Genomic DNA, 20,143 nt, shown 5'->3' with positions numbered 1-20,143 from the left:
CCGTCAAATTCAACTAAGCCAATAAATCCTGCAAGGCTTCTTTTAACGTCGGAAATTTAAACTCAAAGCCTTGCTGTAATAAAGCAGCAGGCTGAACCAATTGACCATTTAAAATTAATTGCGATTGCTCACCCAATAAAATTTTAAAGATAGTTGCAGGCACATTGAGCCACGGCTTTTTGGCTAATTGACGTGCTGCAATCTGCGCAAACTGAGCCTGCGTCGTTTTTTCTGGTGCAACTAAATTAAAAATATACGGTTCGATTGGCGTGGGTTCAAGCAACGCATGTTTTTTTTCTGCTTGTTTCATTAAAAATAGCATACTTCGGATCAGATCTTGTATGTGTATCCACACAAAAGGCTGCCGACCAGAACCTATTTTATTAACCAAATTGAACTGAATCGGTCGCAGCATTTGCGGTAAGATCCCGCCACCTTCAGCCAAGACCACACCTAGTCGTGTGATAATGGTATTTTGTTCAGGAAATTGGCGTGTGACTTGCTCCCAACTTTGGCATAGCTCTGACATAAAAATGGCTTGTGGTGCAGCATTTTCATCGCACACTTTTGTCCATTGTTCTTCAATATCAATACCATAATAGCCAACAGCCGAACCTGAAATAATGCATTTCGGAAAAATTTTACGTTTACGTAAATATTGATACAGCGCTTCCGTGGTTTTGACCCGACTTTCTAATAATTGCTGTTTACGCGTCTCTGTCCAGCGACCTTTGCCGATACTTTCACCTGCAAGATTAATCACATAATCAATTCTGTCATGAGGAATTTGATCGAGCTGCTGTACCCAAGTTAAATGTGGCGATGTAGAAATACGCCCAGCCTTACGACTGAGCCCAATCACTTTATAATCCGCAGCTAAAAGTGCCTTGATGAGATGTGTGCCAATAAAACCGCTGCCACCCGTCAGCAGTACTGTGGGCTGATGCATAATTTGTTCTTATCTATATGAAATAATACTATTATCTATAGAACAAGATCACCAAACGATCAAGCTTTATGCACCAAACTTTTGAGCAGCCATCCGCTGTGCTTGCGGACCATAAAACCAATAGGTGATTAAATACAAAGGGATAGCCATCAGCAACAACATGATCACCATTAAACTCATAAACTGAGGATGTTGAATATAGAGCATTAAATTTTGCCAAATTTCAGGATCTTTTCTTGAAAAAATTACGATACCCAAAAGTACAAAACCAAAATTATATAACCAAAAAATCAGGCTAAAACCTAGGGTAAATTTTTTACGTTCTGCCTGTGTCGGTGCTCTCTGATTTTTATTTAAAAACCGAAATAACACCACGATCATGGCAATCAGGTAGGGTATGACCGTTAAAATACCACCCACACCCTGTGGCAATAATGCTGCGATCACACCGCAAATACAGGTCATGATTAAACAAATGAAAAAAAACAAGAAAAAATAACGTGTTAAAGACACCATGACCCTAACCCAAGAAGAAGTTGACACCTAGTATAAAAAAAAATGCATTTTTTTTCATTTTCATGTCAACCAATCTGTAATCAGCTACGTTATATAGGGTACAAGGTCTGTAGCAACCGATGATTTGGACGGCATCCACAATGTTTCGGTGACCTTTTTAAAAGCAATAAGTTTCATTTTGAATTTAAGTATGAACAGCAGCCATCACTTAAATTTGAAATCGATTTTTTGACCGACGATTTCATCATCACTCGAATCGTCGGTCTTTTATTTTGTGCCTTATGTATTCAGCATTTAATTTTTATATTCTACACCCAAAAAAATCAGCCGATAAAATATCGACTGACTAAAAACTTGCTGCAACTTTAAAATAAGTCACAACAGCAAAGCCATGTTATGCAGCACAATAGCGATTACGCCCCTGTCTTTTCGCTACATAGAGGTTTTTATCGACCTGATCCAAAAATTGCATTCGATTATCTAGATCTGATGGAATAATGGTTTTTACCCCCATGCTGAGTGTGACGAGTTCAGACACCGCTGAAGCTTTATGCGGTAATCGTGCAGCACGCACGGCCTCCATAATTCTATCGGCCATCACTGCTGCTGCTGCCTCATTGGTTTCTGGTAAAATCCAAGCAAATTCCTCACCACCAAAACGCGCGACTAAATCACGAGGTCGTGTACAACAAGATTCCAAACTTTTCGCAATTTGACGCAGACAGGTATCCCCAATCACATGACCATTCAAGTCGTTGTATTGTTTAAAATAATCCAAATCGATCAGAATTAAACTCAGTGGCTTTTGTGTGCGTATCGCGTTCAACCATTCGCGTTGATAAAAGTCATCAAACAAACGTCGATTGGCAATACCGGTTAAGCCATCTTTATATGAATATTCTTCGAGCTGACGTTGCAATTTTTGTAACTGTTCTTCTTGTTTTTTACGTTCGGAAATATCAAACATAAATCCTACGAGGCAATCTACATCACCATTTGGTTTACGCACGACATGCACAACATCACGTATCCAAAGATATGAACCATCCTCTTTAAGTGCGCGATAATCTACCTCATGATCTATACCAGCCATCGACTGCGAAACACAATAATTCAGCACAAAATCACGGTCTTCCTCATGCATACGTGATGCCCAGTCCTGAACGGTGCGCCAAGTATTTTGCTTCCAACCGAGCAACTTTTCAATTTGCGGTCCAATATAGCTGAATGTTTTACTGTCCCAATCAATACACCAAGGAATGGCTAATGTAGACTCTAATAAAGTCTTATACACCATACTATTTGCAAGTTTTTCTTCATCAAAAGGATTATTTGGCATGTTGCATCTCCTGCTACCCCAAATGCAGGTAATACACCTGCTGTACAACAATTGATCTATATACAGGATTAGAACAACATTTTATATTCCTAGTTCTTGGTATTTTTTAGCCTAATTTCAAATCTCTGCTATTTGAAATGTGCAATCCATCAAACAAAGAGTAATAACAATGAACCAGCTCTGCTATTTTGAAATTCAAAGCTCCGATCCAAAGCGTGAAGTGGCCTTTTATTCTGCGGTTTTCGGTTGGTCATTTATCCCAGTTGAAGGGCTACCGATTCAATACTTCCGTATTGAAACTCAAGGCATTCATGGTGGCCTGTTAGAACGCCCTGCTCAGACTCCACCAACGCACTGCGGCACCAATGCATTTACCTGTAGTTTTGAAGTTGAAGATTTCGACCATATCGCTGAGAAAATTTTGGCGCAGGGTGGTCAAATTGCCATGGAAAAATTTGCGATTCCTGGTCAATGTTGGCAAGGCTATTTCTTAGACCCAGACCACAATACCTTTGGCCTCGTACAAGTCGATCCAAATGCACAGTAACAGCTTAGATTGATGACCTTGTAACTGTCGAGAACGACTTAGTTTGACGTATGAATGATTAATCACCCTCGAAAATGTGAACATCTGTGATACTTTAGACCCCAATCAATTTTTTTGATTTTTGGGGCTTGCATGACTGTTCGTTTTTTTCATACTTCTGATTGGCATTTAGGACAATTTTTCTATAACCACTCACGTGACTACGAACATGAACAGTTTCTCAATTGGCTGCTTGAACAAATAGCACAAAAACAGCCACATGCCCTGCTCATTGCAGGCGATGTTTTTGATGTGATCAACCCCGCTTCCAGAGCGCAAAAACAGTTGTATCAGTTTCTAGCAGATGCACATGAGCGGGCTCCGCACATGCAAACCCTGATGATCGCAGGCAACCATGACTCAGGCTACCGTATTGAACAAGTTGAGCCTTTATTAGAAAAATACCATGCCAAAGCTGTAGGCGTGGTCCATAAAAATACCGAAGGTCAGCTCGATTTAGACCGACTGCTGGTACCTATTTATGATGAACACAAAAATGTAGTGGCATGGTGCCTGACTTTACCTTTTCTACGTGCTGCCGAGATCACCGGTTTCAATGATCAAACCACCAATAGTCAAAATGCCATTGCCTATGTACATCAACAATTAATTGCGGAAGCCAATGCACGTAAAACTCCAGATCAAGCCTTAATTTTAATGTCCCATGCCCACATGCAAGGCGGTGAAACGTCAGACTCAGAGCGCCCGATTATTATGGGCAATGAAGAAGCAATTTCAACCGCCCTGTTTGATGATGTAATTGACTACGTGGCTCTTGGGCATTTGCATAAACCGCAAAAAGTTGGACAAACTCATATCCGTTATAGCGGCTCACCGATTCCCCTGTCATTTAGTGAAATTAATTATAAGCACCAAGTGCTTGAGATCAGTATTGATCCAACTCAAACAGATGAATCACGCTTTCAAATGGGGTCCTTAGCAATTCCGCGCAGTGTGCAATTGCATCGCATCAAAGGCACAATTCCAGAAGTTTTGGCACAATTATCTGCTTTGGCGAGCGGTGAAATTGAAGATATTGATCAGCGTGAATATGTCGAAATTGAATACCATACCGACACCCCGCCTGCACCGAATTTACGACAGCAGTTTGAAGAGGCTTTAGCGCCGAACCGTTATCGGTTGGTGCGCATCAGCCGCCGTTATTTAAACTCAGATCAAAATAATCAGCAACAAGCCGCAATCAACCTTGATCCACCTACGCCTGAAAAATTATTCCAAAACCTTTGGGAAAAACAAGGCTATGGTGCTGATGACACCGTAATGAAAGATTTTTTAAGTTTGGTCGATGAAGCACAAAAATCACTTGAAGATGATGCGAACACTTAAGGAATTGCCATGAAAATTTTATCTATACGTATTAAAAACTTGGCATCTTTAGCGGGTGAACATTTTATTGATTTTGAATCTGAGCCTTTAGCCAGTGCAGGCTTAGTAGCAATTATTGGTAAAACAGGTGCAGGTAAATCAACCATTTTAGATGCCATGTGTTTGGCGCTGTTTAACCGTGTGCCGCGCTTAAAAGACAGCGATGGCAAACTCATCGATGTAGATGGTTCAGAGCTGCCGACCAACTCACCGCAAACAGTCTTGCGCCGTGGTACAGGCCAAGGCTTTGCCGAGCTCAGTTTTATTGCTCAAGACCAAAAAGTCTATTCTGCACGTTGGGAAATTAAACGTGCCCGTGAAAACCCAAACGGTAAATTGCAAAGCGTACAGCGCTCACTGAAATGCTTAACAGATGGCACTGTTGTTGCGGATAAAACCAAAGCGGTTGAGAGCCAAATTTTACGCATTACTCAACTCAGTTTTGAACAGTTCACCCGTGCCGTTTTACTGGCTCAGTCAGAAGTGACCGCTTTTTTAAAAGCGCGTGATAATGAACGTGGCGAGCTATTGGAATATCTGACCAATTCCAGTATTTTCGGAAAAATTGGTCAATTGGCCTTTGAAAAAACTAAACAAATTGCCAATCAGCGTAAAGAGCTGGAAAATGTTTTAGGACATATTGAAATATTGTCTGATGAAGATCTAATAACAACCACGAATCAATTCAATACGGTTTCTACAGAATATAAAAAGCTGGAAATAGAAAAATCAGCGTTCGAAAAAAATCAACAGTGGTATGAACAAAAGCAAAAATACGAAACTGATGTGCAAGCACGTCAGCAACAACTACAAAATCAGCAACAACAACTTGATGCACTTGCGCCTGAAAAGCTACAACTGCAACAACTTGAACGCTTTTCATCTATACGCCCAAGTGTAATTCAACAAAAAAATATCAAGCTTGAAATTGCACAATTACAGCCGCAATTGACACATGCACAACAGCATTTTTCAGAGATTGAACAACAATTCAATGCTGAAAAAACCATCTTTGAAAAAATAGATACAGAACAAAAACAACAGCATCAATTTGAGATTCAACATCAAGACAAAATTAAACTGGTGCGTGACCGGATTGCTGAACGTCTTGTATTGGTAGATCAATTACGCAAAGCGCAAGGTGATTTTAAAGAGATTGAAAACCAACTTGTTCCGCATATCAACAATGAAAAACAGATGAAGGAACAGCTTGAGCAACTGCAAACCAATATTGCTCAACACACGGCACAGCTAGAAAGTTCAAATCACTTTGCCTCACTCGATGATGCACTTTCAGCGCATATCACACAGACTCAACGATTTATTCAAAGTTATGCACAATTTGAAAAAAATTATGGCAATGTGCAACAAGCCAATACACAATTACAGACACAACAAAAACAACTTGAAAAATTAACGCAAACATTTGGGCAAGAAGATGCGCTCAATCAGAAAATTTCATCACTACGTTACGAACGTGACCAGCTTTTACAAAAATTAAATCAGCTCAATGTTGTTCAGCAACAATGGCAAAGCTTCCAAAATATTGATGCTGAAAACAACAATCTCATGACGGTGAAACGTACACTAACTCAGCAAATTAAACAAAGTCATACGCAGCTAAAAACGGCCGAACTTACCTATCAAACGCAGAAAAATGAGCGTGAAAAACTGCAACACATGTTGCAACAACAGCGCTTACTGAATACGGAAAATATTGAAAAATTGCGTGCAGATTTGGTCGATGGCGAAGCGTGTTTAGTCTGTGGAAGTACCCATCATCCTTATTCAGAAAAAGAAGCTTTTTCTGATGAATTACTGAAACTACAAACGCAACAAGAACAACAAGCACTTGCATTGGAAAAAGTGGCTTTCGAAGCTTGGCAAAAATTACAAACCACCTCCACTCAGCAAACCGCGTTAATGGATGCCAATGCGCAACAGCTAGCGACCTTAAAAATACAACTAGATCAGGCAAAAAATGCGCTTCAACAACAATTAAATATTCTAAATATTTCTTTTGATTTTTCACATCAGCATGAAGCCTTGGCGCAACTGATTCAGACAAGAATCAATGAATCACAACAAGCGCAAAAACAAACTGAAGATGCCTTAATTTCACATGAAAATGCTCAAAAACAAAGTCATGCACTCATAACTTCAATTCAACAAACCACACAGCACTTATCCAGTGTGCAACAAGCTGAAATCAATATTCAGCATATTCTCATTGTGTTGAATGACGTAGAAAAAAAATTATGGGAACAGTCGACTTTAAGCGCGGCTGAACAGATTTATCACACACTACAACAACGTCAAAATTACTTAAAGCAACGCCACGAGTTAAATACTCAATATAATCAAACTTCACAACAGCTTGAGCACTATCAGCAACAAATTAAATTTAGTCAGGAAAAAATTCAAACGGCTCAAAATCTAATTGAAAATTTAACAATTGAGGGCAAAAAAAATAGTGATATTGCGATTCAAACTATTTTTGAGATGACCCAAACACAAGTTGAAAAACCACATGATTGGTTAAATGATTTTGACCAAAACAGACAACTGTTACAGACGAGATTCAATCAGGCTCGTCAAACATTCGATCAAGTACGTCAAGCCTTTGAAACCAGTCAAAGTCGCTTAAAAGAATACCTCACCCAGCAAACACAATTAGTCACTCAAATGAGGCATGTTGAAAATACGCTTCAACAATGGATGAGCCAAAATTCAGAATTTAGTGAAACGCTGTTAGCGCAACTTAGTGCAATTTCATATGAACAAGAACAGCAGCTTAAACAGCGTGTTTTAAATGCAGAACGTGCCTATTCAGATGCTCAAGCAGGTATTCAGGCTATTCAAGAAACGTTGAAACAGCATTTAAAAACACAGCCTGAAATACAAATTTTACAAATCGAGCGTGTCATTGCACTAAATCTTAAAGCCCTTGCAGAACAGCAAGAACTTAGAGATCAACTTAAAAGTAAGTTAGATGTTCATTTTTCTAACCTCAGCAAACAAAAACAATTTGCCGATCAGATTCAACAGATCCAATCTGAAGAACATCGTTGGAATAAAATTTCGAGCTTAATGGGCGATGCAACGGGCAAGAAGTTCCGTGATTTGGCGCAGCAATATAACCTTGATATTTTAATCGAGTATGCTAACCAGCAATTGGCGATACTTTCACAGCGCTATACCTTAAAGCGCCTTGAAAATTCCTTAAGTCTAGCCATTATCGATCATGACATGGATGGCGAAACTCGCTCTGTCTCTTCGCTTTCAGGTGGTGAGTCGTTCTTAACAGCACTCGCTTTATCCTTAGCCATTGCAAGCATGGCATCAGGAACAACGAAAATCGAAAGCCTATTTATTGACGAAGGATTTGGCACGCTAGATGCCTCAAGTCTACACATGGTCATGAATGCTCTAGATCAGTTGCAAAACCAAGGCCGTAAAGTAGTATTGATCTCGCATATTCAAGAAATGCACGAACGAATCCCTGTGCAAATTCAGGTCAATCCTGTCGGAGCAGGTGCAAGCACCATCCAAATCGTATCTTAAAAAAAGCCTGCTTAAAGCAGGCTTTATAATTTTTGATTCTCTAGATCATTACGTCCCGAGTGGACGTAGCGTTAAAATCTGTTCACTACGCCCAAATGGGCCATGGACATCATGCAATACAGAACTACTCAAACCAACACCATCCGCTCCATACTGCTGCACGGTTTCCAGACCTAACCACTGTCCCTGTGGTAAACGGTGCAAATGGATTTGTAGATCCAGATTTGGAAAGCCCCAGCCAAATGGCCAATCCTGACGCGGAACAATACCATTGGCGGTATCAACCATGCCCATTAAACGGACAAAATCAGCAGTCGGCTCACCTTCAACCATGTCATGCTGTGTTCTCAGCCACACAATGCCTTGACCTGCACGGCGCCCATGGCTTCTTGCTTCAATCGACTGAATATATCCCCCCGGCCACTGACGGATACCGTCCCAAATCGGCGCAGTTTCTGGCCCAGTCACATCAGCATCCTCCAAACCTTTCACGGACTGGCTATTTTGCGTCATCATGCGCCAAGTGCGTGCCACAATGCAGGTTTTGCCCTGAGCCCGCATTTCAGATTCAATCAGTTCAATGGTTTTTCCCGGACGAATCACTTGCGTGATTATTTCAAACTCGCCAGCAGGAATTAAGCCCAAAATATCGAGGCTAATGCGCCCGATACGCATATCATGACGTGGTGAAAAACGGTCTAATTCAGCACAAATAATGCCTGTAGCTGGTGCCATGTGTTGCTCATGTGCATTCCATGCACCTTGTGCTAAATTGGTCGAATGGTAATGTGCCGTGACACAGCCTTGCGCATCTACGTCGCGTTGAATCAACTGATAATATGCCGTCATGAACTTCCCTATTTGTCCAAGTGTGAATTACTTCAATATCAAAAACATCCTGATTATTTTGTACTCAACTTTAATGGAAAGTTCAAATTAAAAGGCTCACTTTGAACCCATAGGTTTCATCTATTGTGAAAATTTATCTGCTGTGCTTACACTTTATAAGCCTAGTTTTTGAAAGCAGGCTGAATCTTCTGTCCTATTTTGAATAATCACGTGCGCCAAACAATGCTGTCCCCACGCGAACCATCGTTGAACCCGCAGCAATCGCATCAGTCATATCGCCTGACATCCCCATACTTAATGTATCCCAATCTTCAGGTTTCGCATGCTGTGCTTTGACGTGTTCAAAGAGCATTTTGGCATCAGCAAACGCTTGCGGATTGTTTGGAGCAGGAATCACCATCAGTCCACGTAAGCGTAAATTCGGTAGCGTAGAAATCTGTGCGACCAAACCTGCTACTTCATTCGGCTGACAGCCATCCTTCGTATCTTGCGCATCAATATTGACTTGTAGGCAAATATTCAAAGGTGCTTGCGTCGCTTCTCGCTGGCTTGATAAACGCTCCGCAATAATCAAACGGTCTACCCCATGCACCCAAGCAAAGTTTGAAGCCAAATGTTTGGTTTTATTGCGCTGTACATGACCAATGAAATGCCAATCAATCTCTAAATCTGCCAAAGCCTCAATTTTTTCAAGCGCTTCTTGCAGATAATTTTCACCAAATGAGCGTTGCCCCGTTGCATACATTTCTCTTAGCATTTCAGCAGGATGCGTCTTAGATACAGCCAACAATTCAACCGATTGCTGTGGTCGACCCGCAAGTTGGCAAGCCTGCTCAATTTGCTGCAAGACTTGATTTCGTGCTTCTTGAAGTTTATTCATTGACGGGGTTCTCATTTCATTCATCTTTTTTTGCATTGCCCTGCAACTAAGTGTTGGTTAAGCTGTGGGAAAGCCTTATTATTCTATCAAAATAATTAAGATTTAATTTTTATCTCGGGGATTTTATGGACATTACAGAACTATTGGCCTTTGCTGCCAAAAATAACGCTTCGGATTTACATTTATCTTCTGGTATGCCACCAATGATTCGTGTGGATGGTGAAGTTCGTCGTATCAACCTTCCTGCTCTTGAACACAAAGAAGTGCACAAATTGGTTTACGACATCATGAACGATAAACAGCGTCGTGATTACGAAGAAAAATTAGAAACTGACTTTTCATTTGAAGTACCTGGTGTGGCTCGTTTCCGTGTGAACGCATTTAACCAAAACCGTGGTGCTGGTGCCGTATTCCGTACCATTCCTTCAAAAGTACTAACCATTGAAGATCTTGGCATGGGCCAAATATTCAAGGATATTTGTGAATATCCACGTGGCATCGTATTGGTGACCGGTCCAACAGGTTCGGGTAAATCAACCACGCTTGCTGCGATGGTTGATTACATTAACGACAACCGTTATGACCATATTTTAACGGTCGAAGACCCGATCGAATTTGTACACGAATCAAAAAAATGCTTGGTCAACCAACGTGAAGTACACCGTGATACGCACGGCTTTAACGAAGCACTTCGTTCCGCACTGCGTGAAGACCCGGATATTATCTTAGTCGGTGAGATGCGTGACCTTGAAACCATTCGTTTGGCGCTGACAGCTGCTGAAACCGGTCACTTGGTCTTCGGTACACTCCATACAACCTCTGCCGCAAAAACCATTGACCGTGTGATTGACGTATTCCCTGCTGAAGAAAAAGACATGGTTCGTGCCATGTTATCTGAATCACTTCAAGCCGTAATTTCACAAACCCTACTCAAGAAAAATGGTGGCGGTCGTGTGGCTGCGCATGAAATCATGATCGGTATTCCTGCGATCCGTAACTTGATTCGTGAAAACAAAGTCGCGCAAATGTATTCTGCGATTCAAACGGGTGCCAACTACGGTATGACCACACTCGATCAAAGCTTAAAAAACCTTGTCGCAAAAGGCATTATTAGTACGCAAACTGCACGGACTGCAGCGAAACAACCCGAATCTTTCTTGTAATTTTTTTATTTTTCTGGGGCGATCGTTATGGATTTTAACGGCTTACTTGATTATATGGTGGAGAAAAAGGCATCGGATTTGTTTATTACAGCCGATGTTGAACCCTCGATTAAGATCAATGGGCAAATTTTGCCAATTGGCTCGACTAAGTTACCGGGCCCGACTGTCGGTCAAATCTTACATTCGATTATGTCTGACAAACAGCGTAAGGAATTTGCCGATACGCGCGAATGTAACTTTGCCATTAGCAATACCAGTAAATCTGCTCGTTTTCGTGTCAGCGCCTTTCAACAACGTGACCAGCCAGGTATGGTGCTGCGTCGTATCGAAACCGTTATTCCAACGATGGATGAGTTGAAATTACCGCCGATTTTAAAAGAATTAGCGATGACCAAGCGTGGCATTATCATTTTCGTAGGTGCAACGGGTACAGGTAAATCAACCTCTTTGGCATCTTTGATTGGCTATCGTAATGAAAATAGCAAAGGTCATATCATTACAATTGAAGACCCGATTGAATTTGTACACCAACACCGAGGCTGTATCATTACCCAACGTGAAGTGGGTATTGATACCGACTCTTTCGAAGTTGCCTTAAAGAATACGCTACGTCAGGCACCTGACGTGATTCTGATTGGTGAGATTCGTTCACGTGAAACCATGGACTATGCGATTGCCTTTGCTGAAACCGGTCACTTGGTTTTTGCAACACTGCATGCCAACAACGCCAACCAGGCCATCGATCGTATCATTCACTTCTTTGAAGCAGATCGTCATAGTCAGCTATTCATGGACTTATCTTTGAACTTAAAAGCAATGGTTGCGCAGCAGTTGATTCCAACCATTGATGGTAATTCACGTCGTGCTGCCATTGAGATTTTGATCAACTCACCTTTAATTTCAGACTTAATCCGTAAGGGTGAAGTGCACGAAATTAAAGACCTGATGAAGCGCTCTCGTGAACTAGGTATGCAAACCTTTGACCAAGCCTTATATGACCTTTATAAAGCCAAGCAAATTAGCTACAAAGATGCGCTAAAACATGCCGACTCACCGAACGACCTGCGTCTACAAATTAAATTGTCTGAAGAAGGCGGTGAGCATTTACTGCGTGCAAATTCAAATATTACCTTTGATGGTCAACATTAATTCTGCATGATGCTTTCGGAAATAAAAAACAGACTTCATATGAAGTCTGTTTTTTATTCATTCTCATCCGCATCGGATTATTTTTTACGATATGCTTCTTGGCATTCAGGCGCATCACAATAGCCATAAAGATTTAATGAGTGACCTGTAAGTTGGAAACCAAATTTTTCTGCCACTTGATGTTGCTCATGCTCAATCACATCATTAGTAAATTCCACCACTTTATTGCAGTTTTGACACACAATATGGTCATGGTGATCTTCTTGCATAATCTCAAAAACAGAATGATTGTTTTCAAAATGATGGCGTTGAATAATACCTGCAGCTTCAAACTGTGTTAACACGCGATACACAGTTGCTAAACCCACATCTTCACCCTGTTCAAGTAAAGTCTTATAAATATCTTCTGCGCTTAAGTGATGTTGTCTTGAATTTTCAAGCAATTCCAATATTTTAATTCGTGGAAGTGTAACTTTAAGTCCAGCTTTACGTAAATCTTGATTTGAAATAGGCATGAAAAAAGGTCTCTCAACAAAATTAAAGTTGGAATATGCAACAAAGTTTAGATGCAGTATGATCTATCCTTGGATCAAATGCATCATAATTAATTTGGGATAGTTTAGCAAAATGCAAAAAATCATGCTGACGTTATTCGTCACTTCATTGCTCGTAGGCTGTTCAACCTTGGGCGTTTATAAAGTTGATATTCCACAAGGTACACCTTTAACTCAAGCACAAGCGGCTAAAATTCAAGTGGGAATGAGCCACCAACAAGTTCGCTTTTTGCTAGGTAGTCCAACTGTTGCCGATCCAATGAATCCGTTACGTTGGGACTACATTTATAAGTATACCCCAGGAACATATGCTAAAAAAGCCAAGATTCCTGCTGCACATGGTCAACACTTAAAAATCTTCTTTGACCAAAACGGTATCGTTCAAAAAATTGAAGGCTTAGAAACCATTCCAGAGTCTCAACCTGGCTTACCAGGTTCTAAAGAAGCGATTTTAACTGCGCCACCACTATAGTCGCTTTCAGATAAAAATAAACCCCTAAATTTAGGGGTTTTTTTTATAAGTACAATTGCTTGAAACGATTGCCTCGACAATAACGACCAACGGGATTTTTCTTGGCGCGATTACGACGAATATCTTTCGGATTAATGGTTAATGCACGATAGATTTCGACACGATCACCTGCTTCAAGTAACTGAGATGAATCGCTTACACGCGCCCCGAAGATTCCTAGTGTTAATACTTCTGGTAAATCTACTTGTTTTCGAATGCCACTTTGCACAATAGCATCTTCAACCGTCATACCGGGATTAAAGATTAGAGGAATTAATATCTGCTGTTCCACGCTCGCATAAGCCACCCACACTTGTAACTGAGCTGTCATTAGAATAACTGCCCAATCACAGCCACCAATGCCAATATTATTGACAAGGGCACTACGATACGTACAGCAATACGCCAAATATTATAAAAGGTTTCATGACTGAAGTTCATTGACTTACGTAGATGACTAATCTTCATAATCCAACCTGCGAAAATCGCATAAATCAGACAAATAATTAAGCCCCAAATCAACAAGGCAATATTAAATACTGGAACAACAGTGCTCAGTGCCCATACAAAAACCGCAACCAATAAAATCGCCCATTGCACCACTATGGCCAATTGGCGTTGTTGTAATTGTTCACGTGCCATTTGAATCAGCAATGCTGAAGCTGCGACTAAACCCACAACCAGTGCTAAAGCAGATACTTGTGCTTTTGCTGCGAAAAAGGCAAAAGCAACCACTGCCAAAAGTTGAGCGATCCAAATCGGAAATACCGTTTTGCTTGCAATCTCTTGTTGCTTCACGGCTGGTAAACTTGACTGCCAATACAAGCCCATCCCCAAACCACTTGCTACGAGCGCCAAGACAGTTGCATTGCCCCACTCACTAAATTCGAGCGCAGTCATTTTCCACTCTGGTAAGGCAGTTCCCATAACATTCGCTAAAACTACTGCAGCAATCACACCAATAGCGGTCAAAATCACTAAAAATTGGCGTGGTACAAACGACAATGCAAATGCAATGACCGCAAGGACAGCCAAAATAATGCTATAGGCAAAGCCATTAGCTGTAAAAATTGCCACATATTGCGACGCGGCTGAAAGCATGGCACCTGCTAAAAATGGAATAAATACTACGGCAAGCCAACCGACTATACGCCATTTGGGTGAAGCATCCGCATCACGTGTTAGCAAAGACAGTGCTTGAACTGCTGTAATTTTTGAACGTTTTGCTAAAGCAATTTCCAAATAACATAGCGGTAAAGCTAAAATAAGCATTGTACCTAGCCACAACAGCCAGAAATCTAGCTGACGTTCAATTTGAATACCTGTTACCGGTGCTAAAGTTGCAATAATGATAAAAGATAAACAGAACGCCATCAGTGGCGATAACCATTTCGACATCGCATTGTCCTGCATGACAAATTCCTTTGAAAATTCTAGCGCTATTTTGCCTTGCTGTGCCTTGAAAATCAAAAACAAAAAGCAAATCACCTTAAAGGTGATTTGCTGCGCAAATGATATTATTAGAATTTAATTGTTTTTATTTCATTTTTTGAGGTTATGAAAAGAAACGTGCAAACCAATTTTTGCCTTTTTTCTTTTCTTTTTCTTTGATGATACCCATCATATTTTCTTTAACCGCACCGACATAATCAGCATCATCGTGCTGAATATGGTTAATCAGCCATTTTGAAAGCACTTCATGTAATTCATTTTCAATCGCATGCCCCATTTCAAAACGGTCACGGTAAGATTCAATTTTTTTAATAAATAAATCATGTACGCGTTTATGTGGCACACGATATTTATAACCCGCTTCTTCTTGTAAAGATTCTTCGAAGGTAAAATGTGATTGCGTGTAATCAATAATGTTTTCCAGAATTTGTTTTACACGATCACGATCTGTATTTGCGTCAATGCCATCAATTTCATTGATGTAGTCAAGAATCCGTTTGTGTTGATCGTCAATCACATCGATACCAGTATTGTATTCTGGAACCCATTTCATTTTCATTACGACCACCTATAAATATGAAGGACTTATCACGTAAATTTCATCATATAATTAAAGAACTTAAATAAAAATGAAGTAAAAAGGTTGGTTTTAATTGAAATACTGCCATTTATATTGTAATCAATTGTTTTTATTATGTTAATTTATTTAATCCCGAGTATAAAGCTAAGATATTTTTTAATCAATTCAATATCTTAGAAAACACCCTTAATTCAATAAAGTGTAAGATATTCATTTTTATAATGAATATCTTTCATTCAAAATTAATACTGATCTGCACGTGTGACACGTTTTAAAGATGGGTCCAGCCGCTCACGTTCTAAACGTTCAACAACCGTCTTTGCAGCACGAATTGGACGACCATGTTGAAATAAAATCATTTCACCCGGCTCAAATGCTGTCCAAACTTCGTTTTGCGTTAGGGGTTCAGTGGTAATCACGGCAACACGGTCTTCAGGCGTAGTGACTTCACTAAAATCGACTTCAACATCAATATCAATCAACTGTGCAGGCTGAAATGGAAACTCTCGAACCAGCCAATGCAGCTTGGTAATCGCATAACTAAATAGCGCCTGCCCATTAGACAAACAAAAATTAAAGGTGCCATGTTCTGCAATTTTAGGAGAAATTTCTAATAACAGATCAAACACCTGATCGAGTGTAGGTTCGGTATAACCAAAACGTTTCACCATTTGCTCGAGCAAATAGCAGAAGGCCAATTCACTGTCGGTATTGCCGACGGGGCTGAAGCGCCCTGTGAGCTCAGGCTGAAAGCCATGTAGGTCGCCATTATGTGCAAAAATCCACTGTCTGCCCCACAATTCACGACTAAATGGATGTGAGTTTTCAAGATTAATTTTGCCTTGTGTCGCTTTACGAATGTGTGCAATCACATTGCGAGATTTAATCGGGTAGTTTCGGATCAGCTCAGCAATCGGAGACTCTACAGCAGATTGATTGTCGACAAATAAACGACATGCTTTATCTTCAAAAAAAGCGATACCAAAGCCATCACAATGATCTGAGGTAATTCCTGCTCGCTGCGAAAATCCCCGAAACGAAAAAGTTATATCGGTAGGAGTCGCACAATTCATTCCGAGCAGCTGGCACATATCGATCATTTCAGCAGTAAATCTATGATTTCTCTATTGTGCATGACAGTTTTAGTTGTTGTAAATCTAAAATCGGCGCCATTGTAAGAGTTTTTATAATCCAACAGGGCAAATACTTTATTTGATCTATACAAATCTCACTTAGCCAACTGATAAATAATAAAAAAGCCTCAAAAGAGGCTTTTTTATATCAAAAAATGCTAAGTATCTTAAGCTTTTTTCACATTGGTTCGATTGGTGATTAATGTACCCACACCATGATCCGTAAAGATTTCAAGTAATGTTGCATGAGGTACACGACCATCAACAATATGCGCGCTGATTACGCCACCTTTGACTGCATCTAATGCACAGCCAACTTTCGGAATCATGCCGCCATAAATCACGCCAGTTTCAATCAAACGATCGACTTCTTGGGTGGTTAACCCAGTCAACAGATTTTTATTTTCGTCTAAAACACCCGTGATATTGGTCAATAGAATTAGCTTTTCCGCACCCAATGCTTCCGCCACTTTACCTGCAACCAAGTCAGCATTGATGTTATAGGTATTGCCGTCTTCGTCTACACCTAATGGTGCAATCACAGGAATAAAATCGCTTTGGGTAAACATTTCAAGTACGTCAGTTTTCACACCAACCACTTCGCCAACTAGACCTAAATCAATCTGTTTTACTGAACCATCTTCGGCTGTTTTTTCCATCAATAATTTTTGCGCACGGATCAAATTACCATCTTTACCCGTTAAACCAATGGCACGGCCACCGTGTTTATTGATTAAGTTCACAATCGATTTGTTCACGCTGCCGCCCAAGACCATCTCGACAACTTCCATCGTTGCAGGATCAGTCACGCGCATACCGTCAATACGATCAGACTCACGGCCTAATTGTTTGAGGAATGAATCCACTTGTGGACCACCGCCATGCACGACAATCGGGTTTAAACCAACCGTTTTCAGCAGCACGATATCACGTGCAAATGAGCTCTCAAGCTCAGGATCGGTCATGGCATTACCACCATACTTCACTACCAGCGTCTTACCCGCAAAACGTTGAATATACGGCAAAGCTTCCGTCAGGATTTGTGCTTTGTCGATGCCAGTATGTTGATGTGGCATTTGCCTCTCCTTATTGAGCATCTGGAATGTCATGAGCAATGTCTGGATAGTGCTCAACTAACATGGAAACAAACAGATCTCGTATTTCTTTTAAGCGTGCTGATGAGTTGGCATCAAAGCGTAAAGTGAAATACTCACCTGTATTCGATGCTCGAATGATGCCAAATCCATCATCAAAATCAAGGCGTATTCCATCAATTTTACTGATTTGTGCCAGAATTCGCGTAGAATTGGCTTCAACCTGCTTTAAAACTTCCGCTGGATCATGCTGATGCGTACTGACATATAAATCTTCGGTACTAAAGCGCTCTGGATATTTCGCCAAAGCTTCTGACAATGTCAGTCCCTGAGCTTGAATATATTCTAAGACTCTTAGTGCAGCATATAGACCATCGTCATAACCGCCGCCGCGGCCGTCATTAAAAACATAATGCCCTGCGTACTCTCCGCCAAAAACCGCTTTGCCTTTAGATTGGGAAATATATTTTCGCAAGAAACTACTGCCCGTTCGAATCATGACAGGCTGCGCATCTAGATCAGACACGGTATCCCGAATCATTGTTGAACATTTCACATCAAATACCACCTCTGCATGTGGTTTTTGAGTCAAACAAATTTCAGCAAATAAACACAATAATCGATCTGCAGAAACGACTTTGCCAGTCTCATCAATCAGCACTAAACGATCACCATCACCATCTAAAGCAATGCCAATATCGGCTTTTTGTAGCTGTATGGCTTGGCGGAGATGGGTTAAATATTTGAGCTGTGATGGATCTGGAGCATGATCAGGGAAATGTCCATCAGCTTGGCAACGTAGTGCCAAAACTTCACAGCCTAATTTATTTAATAATAAGGCTGCGCAATGCCCAGCTGAACCATGCATGCCATCGATCACAACTTTAAGCGGTTGCTGTAAATGAATGTCATCTAAAATGAATTTTTGATAAGCCAAACAATATTCAGGCTTGATTTCGTGTGGCTCAAGTTTAGTCATCAAATGCACACGTTCCGATGAGAAACAATTTCGTGCTTCGACTGCGACGTGTTGAATCATCTCCGGGCAAGGTGGCTCACCTTTGATAATCCACTTGATACCATTATCTGATTTTGGATTATGGCTCGCCGTCACCATAATGCCATTGCCTTGAAATTGTCCCGCAATAAAATACAACATCGGGCTTGAGCAGCAGCCAATAATTTCCGCTTCAAGGCCAGCATCATGGCAGACTTTTTGAATTATTGTTGCATAGGTTGGACTGGTTAAACGCGCATCATAGCCAATAGCAAGGCTCTTTTGACCTGCATCTAAATATTGTTTTACTAAGCCGTAAGCAATCGACTGAACTAAATCAGCATTTAATAGCGATATTTTCCCGCGAATATCATATGCACGAAAAATATGTTGCGGAAAGTGATTAAACAGTGAACCCATACTATGTTCTTCTAATTACATCTTTATTAATTAAAAAATCTAAAATTCTCATGAGAATTTAAGCTTTTAATTAAAGGATAAAATCCTGTAAAAAAGTGTAACTTTTTTATAACAATTTTAGTTAATAATCAATTAATAATATTTAAGCACTGACCAAAAATCTGACAACAATCTAACATTACTTCTTGTTTTCAAGATTATTTTCATAAATAAATCTTTGAGTTACATTTAATTAACTTGCTTATTTTCTTTTATCTAATTAAATTTTTACTTTTCCAAGATTTTTATATTCAAAATCCACTCTGTACACATATAGTAAATTGATCAAAATAAAATCACTCATCATTGATTCAGATATTCATGTCATTCAAAAGTATAAACGTATTAAGTTCATCAGAATTCAACACTCTCTGGTAGGCACCATAATCTTTCACGATAAAAATCTAGATATTATGAATAAATTTAAAATTTAAATAAAAAACCATCACGAGGATGGTTTTTTATTAGCTACTTGATTGCAGGCATGTTACTTGTCAACGCACTGCAGCAATATGTTTAGCGCTGATTAGTTTTTACCTGTATGACCAAAACCGCCTGCACCACGTTCAGTGGCTTCAAACTCATCCACAATATCAAACTGAGCTTGTACAACTGGCACTAAAACATATTGTGCTAAACGCTCACCCGGCTCTAGGCTGAATGCCGTTTGGCTACGGTTCCAAACAGACACCATCAATTCACCTTGGTAATCTGAATCAATCAAACCGACCAAGTTACCCAACACGATGCCGTGTTTATGACCTAAGCCTGAACGTGGCAGAATTAAACCTGCATACTGCGTATCTTCGATATAAATAGATAGACCTGTTTTTACCAGAACAGTTTGACCCGGTTCAATCACGGTGGTTTCTTCTACACATGCACGTAGATCAAGGCCTGCCGAACCTGCTGTTGCATAAGTTGGCATTGGCCATTCCGTACCTAAACGTGTGTCGAGAACTTTAACTTGAACTTTCATGGT

19 protein-coding genes are annotated in these 20,143 nt (G+C 40.3%); 6 read left to right on the top strand and 13 right to left on the bottom strand.

Annotated features, from left to right (window positions below):
- Positions 1 to 13: 13 nt before the first annotated feature.
- The 3 genes from FTT98_RS09740 to FTT98_RS09730 form a co-directional block, all read right to left on the bottom strand.
- On the bottom strand, positions 14 to 949 hold the full coding sequence (locus FTT98_RS09740; protein ID WP_180177325.1) for a TIGR01777 family oxidoreductase: 936 nt from the start codon (positions 947 to 949) through the stop codon (positions 14 to 16).
- 66 nt (positions 950 to 1,015) lie between these two features.
- The gene (locus FTT98_RS09735; protein ID WP_180040448.1) at positions 1,016 to 1,465 is read right to left on the bottom strand and encodes an ABZJ_00895 family protein; all 450 of its coding nucleotides are present in this window, start codon (positions 1,463 to 1,465) and stop codon (positions 1,016 to 1,018) included.
- Positions 1,466 to 1,859: 394 nt separating this feature from the next.
- Complete coding sequence (locus FTT98_RS09730) at positions 1,860 to 2,804, bottom strand: GGDEF domain-containing protein (RefSeq protein WP_180040450.1); 945 nt, start codon at positions 2,802 to 2,804, stop codon at positions 1,860 to 1,862.
- Positions 2,805 to 2,973: 169 nt separating this feature from the next.
- Here FTT98_RS09730 and FTT98_RS09725 point away from each other — a divergent pair, with 169 nt between their 5' ends.
- The 3 genes from FTT98_RS09725 (at position 2,974) to FTT98_RS09715 (ending at position 8,340) form a co-directional block, all read left to right on the top strand.
- Positions 2,974 to 3,351: a VOC family protein gene (locus FTT98_RS09725; RefSeq protein WP_180008234.1), complete on the top strand. Its 378-nt coding sequence runs from the start codon at positions 2,974 to 2,976 to the stop codon at positions 3,349 to 3,351.
- Positions 3,352 to 3,483: 132 nt separating this feature from the next.
- Complete coding sequence (locus FTT98_RS09720) at positions 3,484 to 4,737, top strand: exonuclease SbcCD subunit D C-terminal domain-containing protein (protein WP_180040452.1); 1,254 nt, start codon at positions 3,484 to 3,486, stop codon at positions 4,735 to 4,737.
- A 9-nt stretch (positions 4,738 to 4,746) separates the two neighbouring features.
- Complete coding sequence (locus FTT98_RS09715; RefSeq protein ID WP_180040454.1) at positions 4,747 to 8,340, top strand: AAA family ATPase; 3,594 nt, start codon at positions 4,747 to 4,749, stop codon at positions 8,338 to 8,340.
- 48 nt (positions 8,341 to 8,388) lie between these two features.
- On the opposite strand, the gene FTT98_RS09710 is transcribed toward FTT98_RS09715, so the two are convergent.
- Together FTT98_RS09710 and FTT98_RS09705 are read right to left on the bottom strand one after the other, a co-directional pair.
- Entirely contained in the window at positions 8,389 to 9,189 is an 801-nt protein-coding gene (locus FTT98_RS09710) for a thioesterase family protein (protein ID WP_078193098.1), read from the bottom strand.
- Between the two features lie 193 nt (positions 9,190 to 9,382).
- The gene (locus tag FTT98_RS09705) at positions 9,383 to 10,069 is read right to left on the bottom strand and encodes a YggS family pyridoxal phosphate-dependent enzyme (RefSeq protein WP_180040456.1); all 687 of its coding nucleotides are present in this window, start codon (positions 10,067 to 10,069) and stop codon (positions 9,383 to 9,385) included.
- Positions 10,070 to 10,194: 125 nt separating this feature from the next.
- On the opposite strand from FTT98_RS09705, the gene FTT98_RS09700 reads away from it, so the two are divergent.
- Positions 10,195 to 11,232, top strand: a complete 1,038-nt coding sequence (locus FTT98_RS09700) for a type IV pilus twitching motility protein PilT (protein ID WP_078190026.1) — start codon at positions 10,195 to 10,197, stop codon at positions 11,230 to 11,232.
- A gap of 27 nt (positions 11,233 to 11,259) precedes the next feature.
- Positions 11,260 to 12,381, top strand: coding sequence for a PilT/PilU family type 4a pilus ATPase (locus tag FTT98_RS09695; protein WP_168379063.1), 1,122 nt, complete (start codon positions 11,260 to 11,262; stop codon positions 12,379 to 12,381).
- Between the two features lie 77 nt (positions 12,382 to 12,458).
- Here FTT98_RS09695 and fur read toward each other — a convergent pair whose 3' ends face one another.
- Entirely contained in the window at positions 12,459 to 12,896 is a 438-nt protein-coding gene (gene fur, locus FTT98_RS09690) for a ferric iron uptake transcriptional regulator (protein WP_078193101.1), read from the bottom strand.
- A gap of 112 nt (positions 12,897 to 13,008) precedes the next feature.
- Between fur and FTT98_RS09685 the strand changes: the two genes are divergently transcribed.
- Positions 13,009 to 13,407 (top strand): outer membrane protein assembly factor BamE, encoded by a 399-nt coding sequence (locus FTT98_RS09685; RefSeq protein ID WP_078193102.1) that lies wholly within the window; start codon positions 13,009 to 13,011, stop codon positions 13,405 to 13,407.
- 43 nt (positions 13,408 to 13,450) lie between these two features.
- Here FTT98_RS09685 and FTT98_RS09680 read toward each other — a convergent pair whose 3' ends face one another.
- From FTT98_RS09680 to dut, 7 genes are all read right to left on the bottom strand, one after another.
- Complete coding sequence (locus tag FTT98_RS09680; protein ID WP_180004252.1) at positions 13,451 to 13,777, bottom strand: RnfH family protein; 327 nt, start codon at positions 13,775 to 13,777, stop codon at positions 13,451 to 13,453.
- Positions 13,777 to 14,859: a hypothetical protein gene (locus FTT98_RS09675; RefSeq protein WP_180177324.1), complete on the bottom strand. Its 1,083-nt coding sequence runs from the start codon at positions 14,857 to 14,859 to the stop codon at positions 13,777 to 13,779. Before FTT98_RS09675 ends, FTT98_RS09680 begins: the two co-directional genes overlap by 1 nt.
- 142 nt (positions 14,860 to 15,001) lie before the next feature.
- On the bottom strand, positions 15,002 to 15,457 hold the full coding sequence (locus FTT98_RS09670; RefSeq protein ID WP_078190032.1) for a bacteriohemerythrin: 456 nt from the start codon (positions 15,455 to 15,457) through the stop codon (positions 15,002 to 15,004).
- A gap of 263 nt (positions 15,458 to 15,720) precedes the next feature.
- A complete protein-coding gene (locus FTT98_RS09665) occupies positions 15,721 to 16,569 on the bottom strand; it encodes a class II glutamine amidotransferase (protein WP_111885279.1) in 849 nt (282 codons plus the stop codon).
- Between the two features lie 209 nt (positions 16,570 to 16,778).
- The gene (argB, locus tag FTT98_RS09660) at positions 16,779 to 17,687 is read right to left on the bottom strand and encodes an acetylglutamate kinase (protein WP_078190033.1); all 909 of its coding nucleotides are present in this window, start codon (positions 17,685 to 17,687) and stop codon (positions 16,779 to 16,781) included.
- A gap of 10 nt (positions 17,688 to 17,697) precedes the next feature.
- A complete protein-coding gene (locus FTT98_RS09655) occupies positions 17,698 to 19,122 on the bottom strand; it encodes a phosphomannomutase/phosphoglucomutase (RefSeq protein ID WP_180040458.1) in 1,425 nt (474 codons plus the stop codon).
- Positions 19,123 to 19,687: 565 nt separating this feature from the next.
- On the bottom strand, positions 19,688 to 20,140 hold the full coding sequence (dut, locus tag FTT98_RS09650) for a dUTP diphosphatase (protein WP_078193106.1): 453 nt from the start codon (positions 20,138 to 20,140) through the stop codon (positions 19,688 to 19,690).
- Positions 20,141 to 20,143 lie beyond the last annotated feature (3 nt).

It is taken from the genome of Acinetobacter sp. YH12039, assembly GCF_013420015.1.
In the GTDB taxonomy this organism is placed as follows: Bacteria; Pseudomonadota; Gammaproteobacteria; order Pseudomonadales; family Moraxellaceae; genus Acinetobacter; species Acinetobacter amyesii.
The sequence above is the reverse complement of the archived record's forward strand: the minus strand, read 5'-3'. Positions and strand labels throughout refer to the sequence as shown.

What these genes read in the sequence shown, in the direction of transcription:
- FTT98_RS09715 (WP_180040454.1), top strand. Translation starts at nt 4,747, where the DNA reads ATGAAAATTTTATCTATACGTATTAAAAACTTGGCATCTTTAGCGGGT.
- FTT98_RS09685 (WP_078193102.1), top strand. Translation starts at nt 13,009, where the DNA reads ATGCAAAAAATCATGCTGACGTTATTCGTCACTTCATTGCTCGTAGGC.
- FTT98_RS09710 (WP_078193098.1), bottom strand. Translation starts at nt 9,189, where the DNA reads ATGACGGCATATTATCAGTTGATTCAACGCGACGTAGATGCGCAAGGC.
- FTT98_RS09700 (WP_078190026.1), top strand. Translation starts at nt 10,195, where the DNA reads ATGGACATTACAGAACTATTGGCCTTTGCTGCCAAAAATAACGCTTCG.
- argB (WP_078190033.1), bottom strand. Translation starts at nt 17,687, where the DNA reads ATGCCACATCAACATACTGGCATCGACAAAGCACAAATCCTGACGGAA.
- FTT98_RS09665 (WP_111885279.1), bottom strand. Translation starts at nt 16,569, where the DNA reads ATGTGCCAGCTGCTCGGAATGAATTGTGCGACTCCTACCGATATAACT.
- fur (WP_078193101.1), bottom strand. Translation starts at nt 12,896, where the DNA reads ATGCCTATTTCAAATCAAGATTTACGTAAAGCTGGACTTAAAGTTACA.
- FTT98_RS09725 (WP_180008234.1), top strand. Translation starts at nt 2,974, where the DNA reads ATGAACCAGCTCTGCTATTTTGAAATTCAAAGCTCCGATCCAAAGCGT.
- FTT98_RS09655 (WP_180040458.1), bottom strand. Translation starts at nt 19,122, where the DNA reads ATGGGTTCACTGTTTAATCACTTTCCGCAACATATTTTTCGTGCATAT.
- FTT98_RS09740 (WP_180177325.1), bottom strand. Translation starts at nt 949, where the DNA reads ATGCATCAGCCCACAGTACTGCTGACGGGTGGCAGCGGTTTTATTGGC.
- FTT98_RS09720 (WP_180040452.1), top strand. Translation starts at nt 3,484, where the DNA reads ATGACTGTTCGTTTTTTTCATACTTCTGATTGGCATTTAGGACAATTT.
- FTT98_RS09680 (WP_180004252.1), bottom strand. Translation starts at nt 13,777, where the DNA reads ATGACAGCTCAGTTACAAGTGTGGGTGGCTTATGCGAGCGTGGAACAG.
- FTT98_RS09670 (WP_078190032.1), bottom strand. Translation starts at nt 15,457, where the DNA reads ATGAAAATGAAATGGGTTCCAGAATACAATACTGGTATCGATGTGATT.
- FTT98_RS09675 (WP_180177324.1), bottom strand. Translation starts at nt 14,859, where the DNA reads ATGCAGGACAATGCGATGTCGAAATGGTTATCGCCACTGATGGCGTTC.
- FTT98_RS09705 (WP_180040456.1), bottom strand. Translation starts at nt 10,069, where the DNA reads ATGAATAAACTTCAAGAAGCACGAAATCAAGTCTTGCAGCAAATTGAG.
- FTT98_RS09730 (WP_180040450.1), bottom strand. Translation starts at nt 2,804, where the DNA reads ATGCCAAATAATCCTTTTGATGAAGAAAAACTTGCAAATAGTATGGTG.
- FTT98_RS09735 (WP_180040448.1), bottom strand. Translation starts at nt 1,465, where the DNA reads ATGGTGTCTTTAACACGTTATTTTTTCTTGTTTTTTTTCATTTGTTTA.
- dut (WP_078193106.1), bottom strand. Translation starts at nt 20,140, where the DNA reads ATGAAAGTTCAAGTTAAAGTTCTCGACACACGTTTAGGTACGGAATGG.
- FTT98_RS09695 (WP_168379063.1), top strand. Translation starts at nt 11,260, where the DNA reads ATGGATTTTAACGGCTTACTTGATTATATGGTGGAGAAAAAGGCATCG.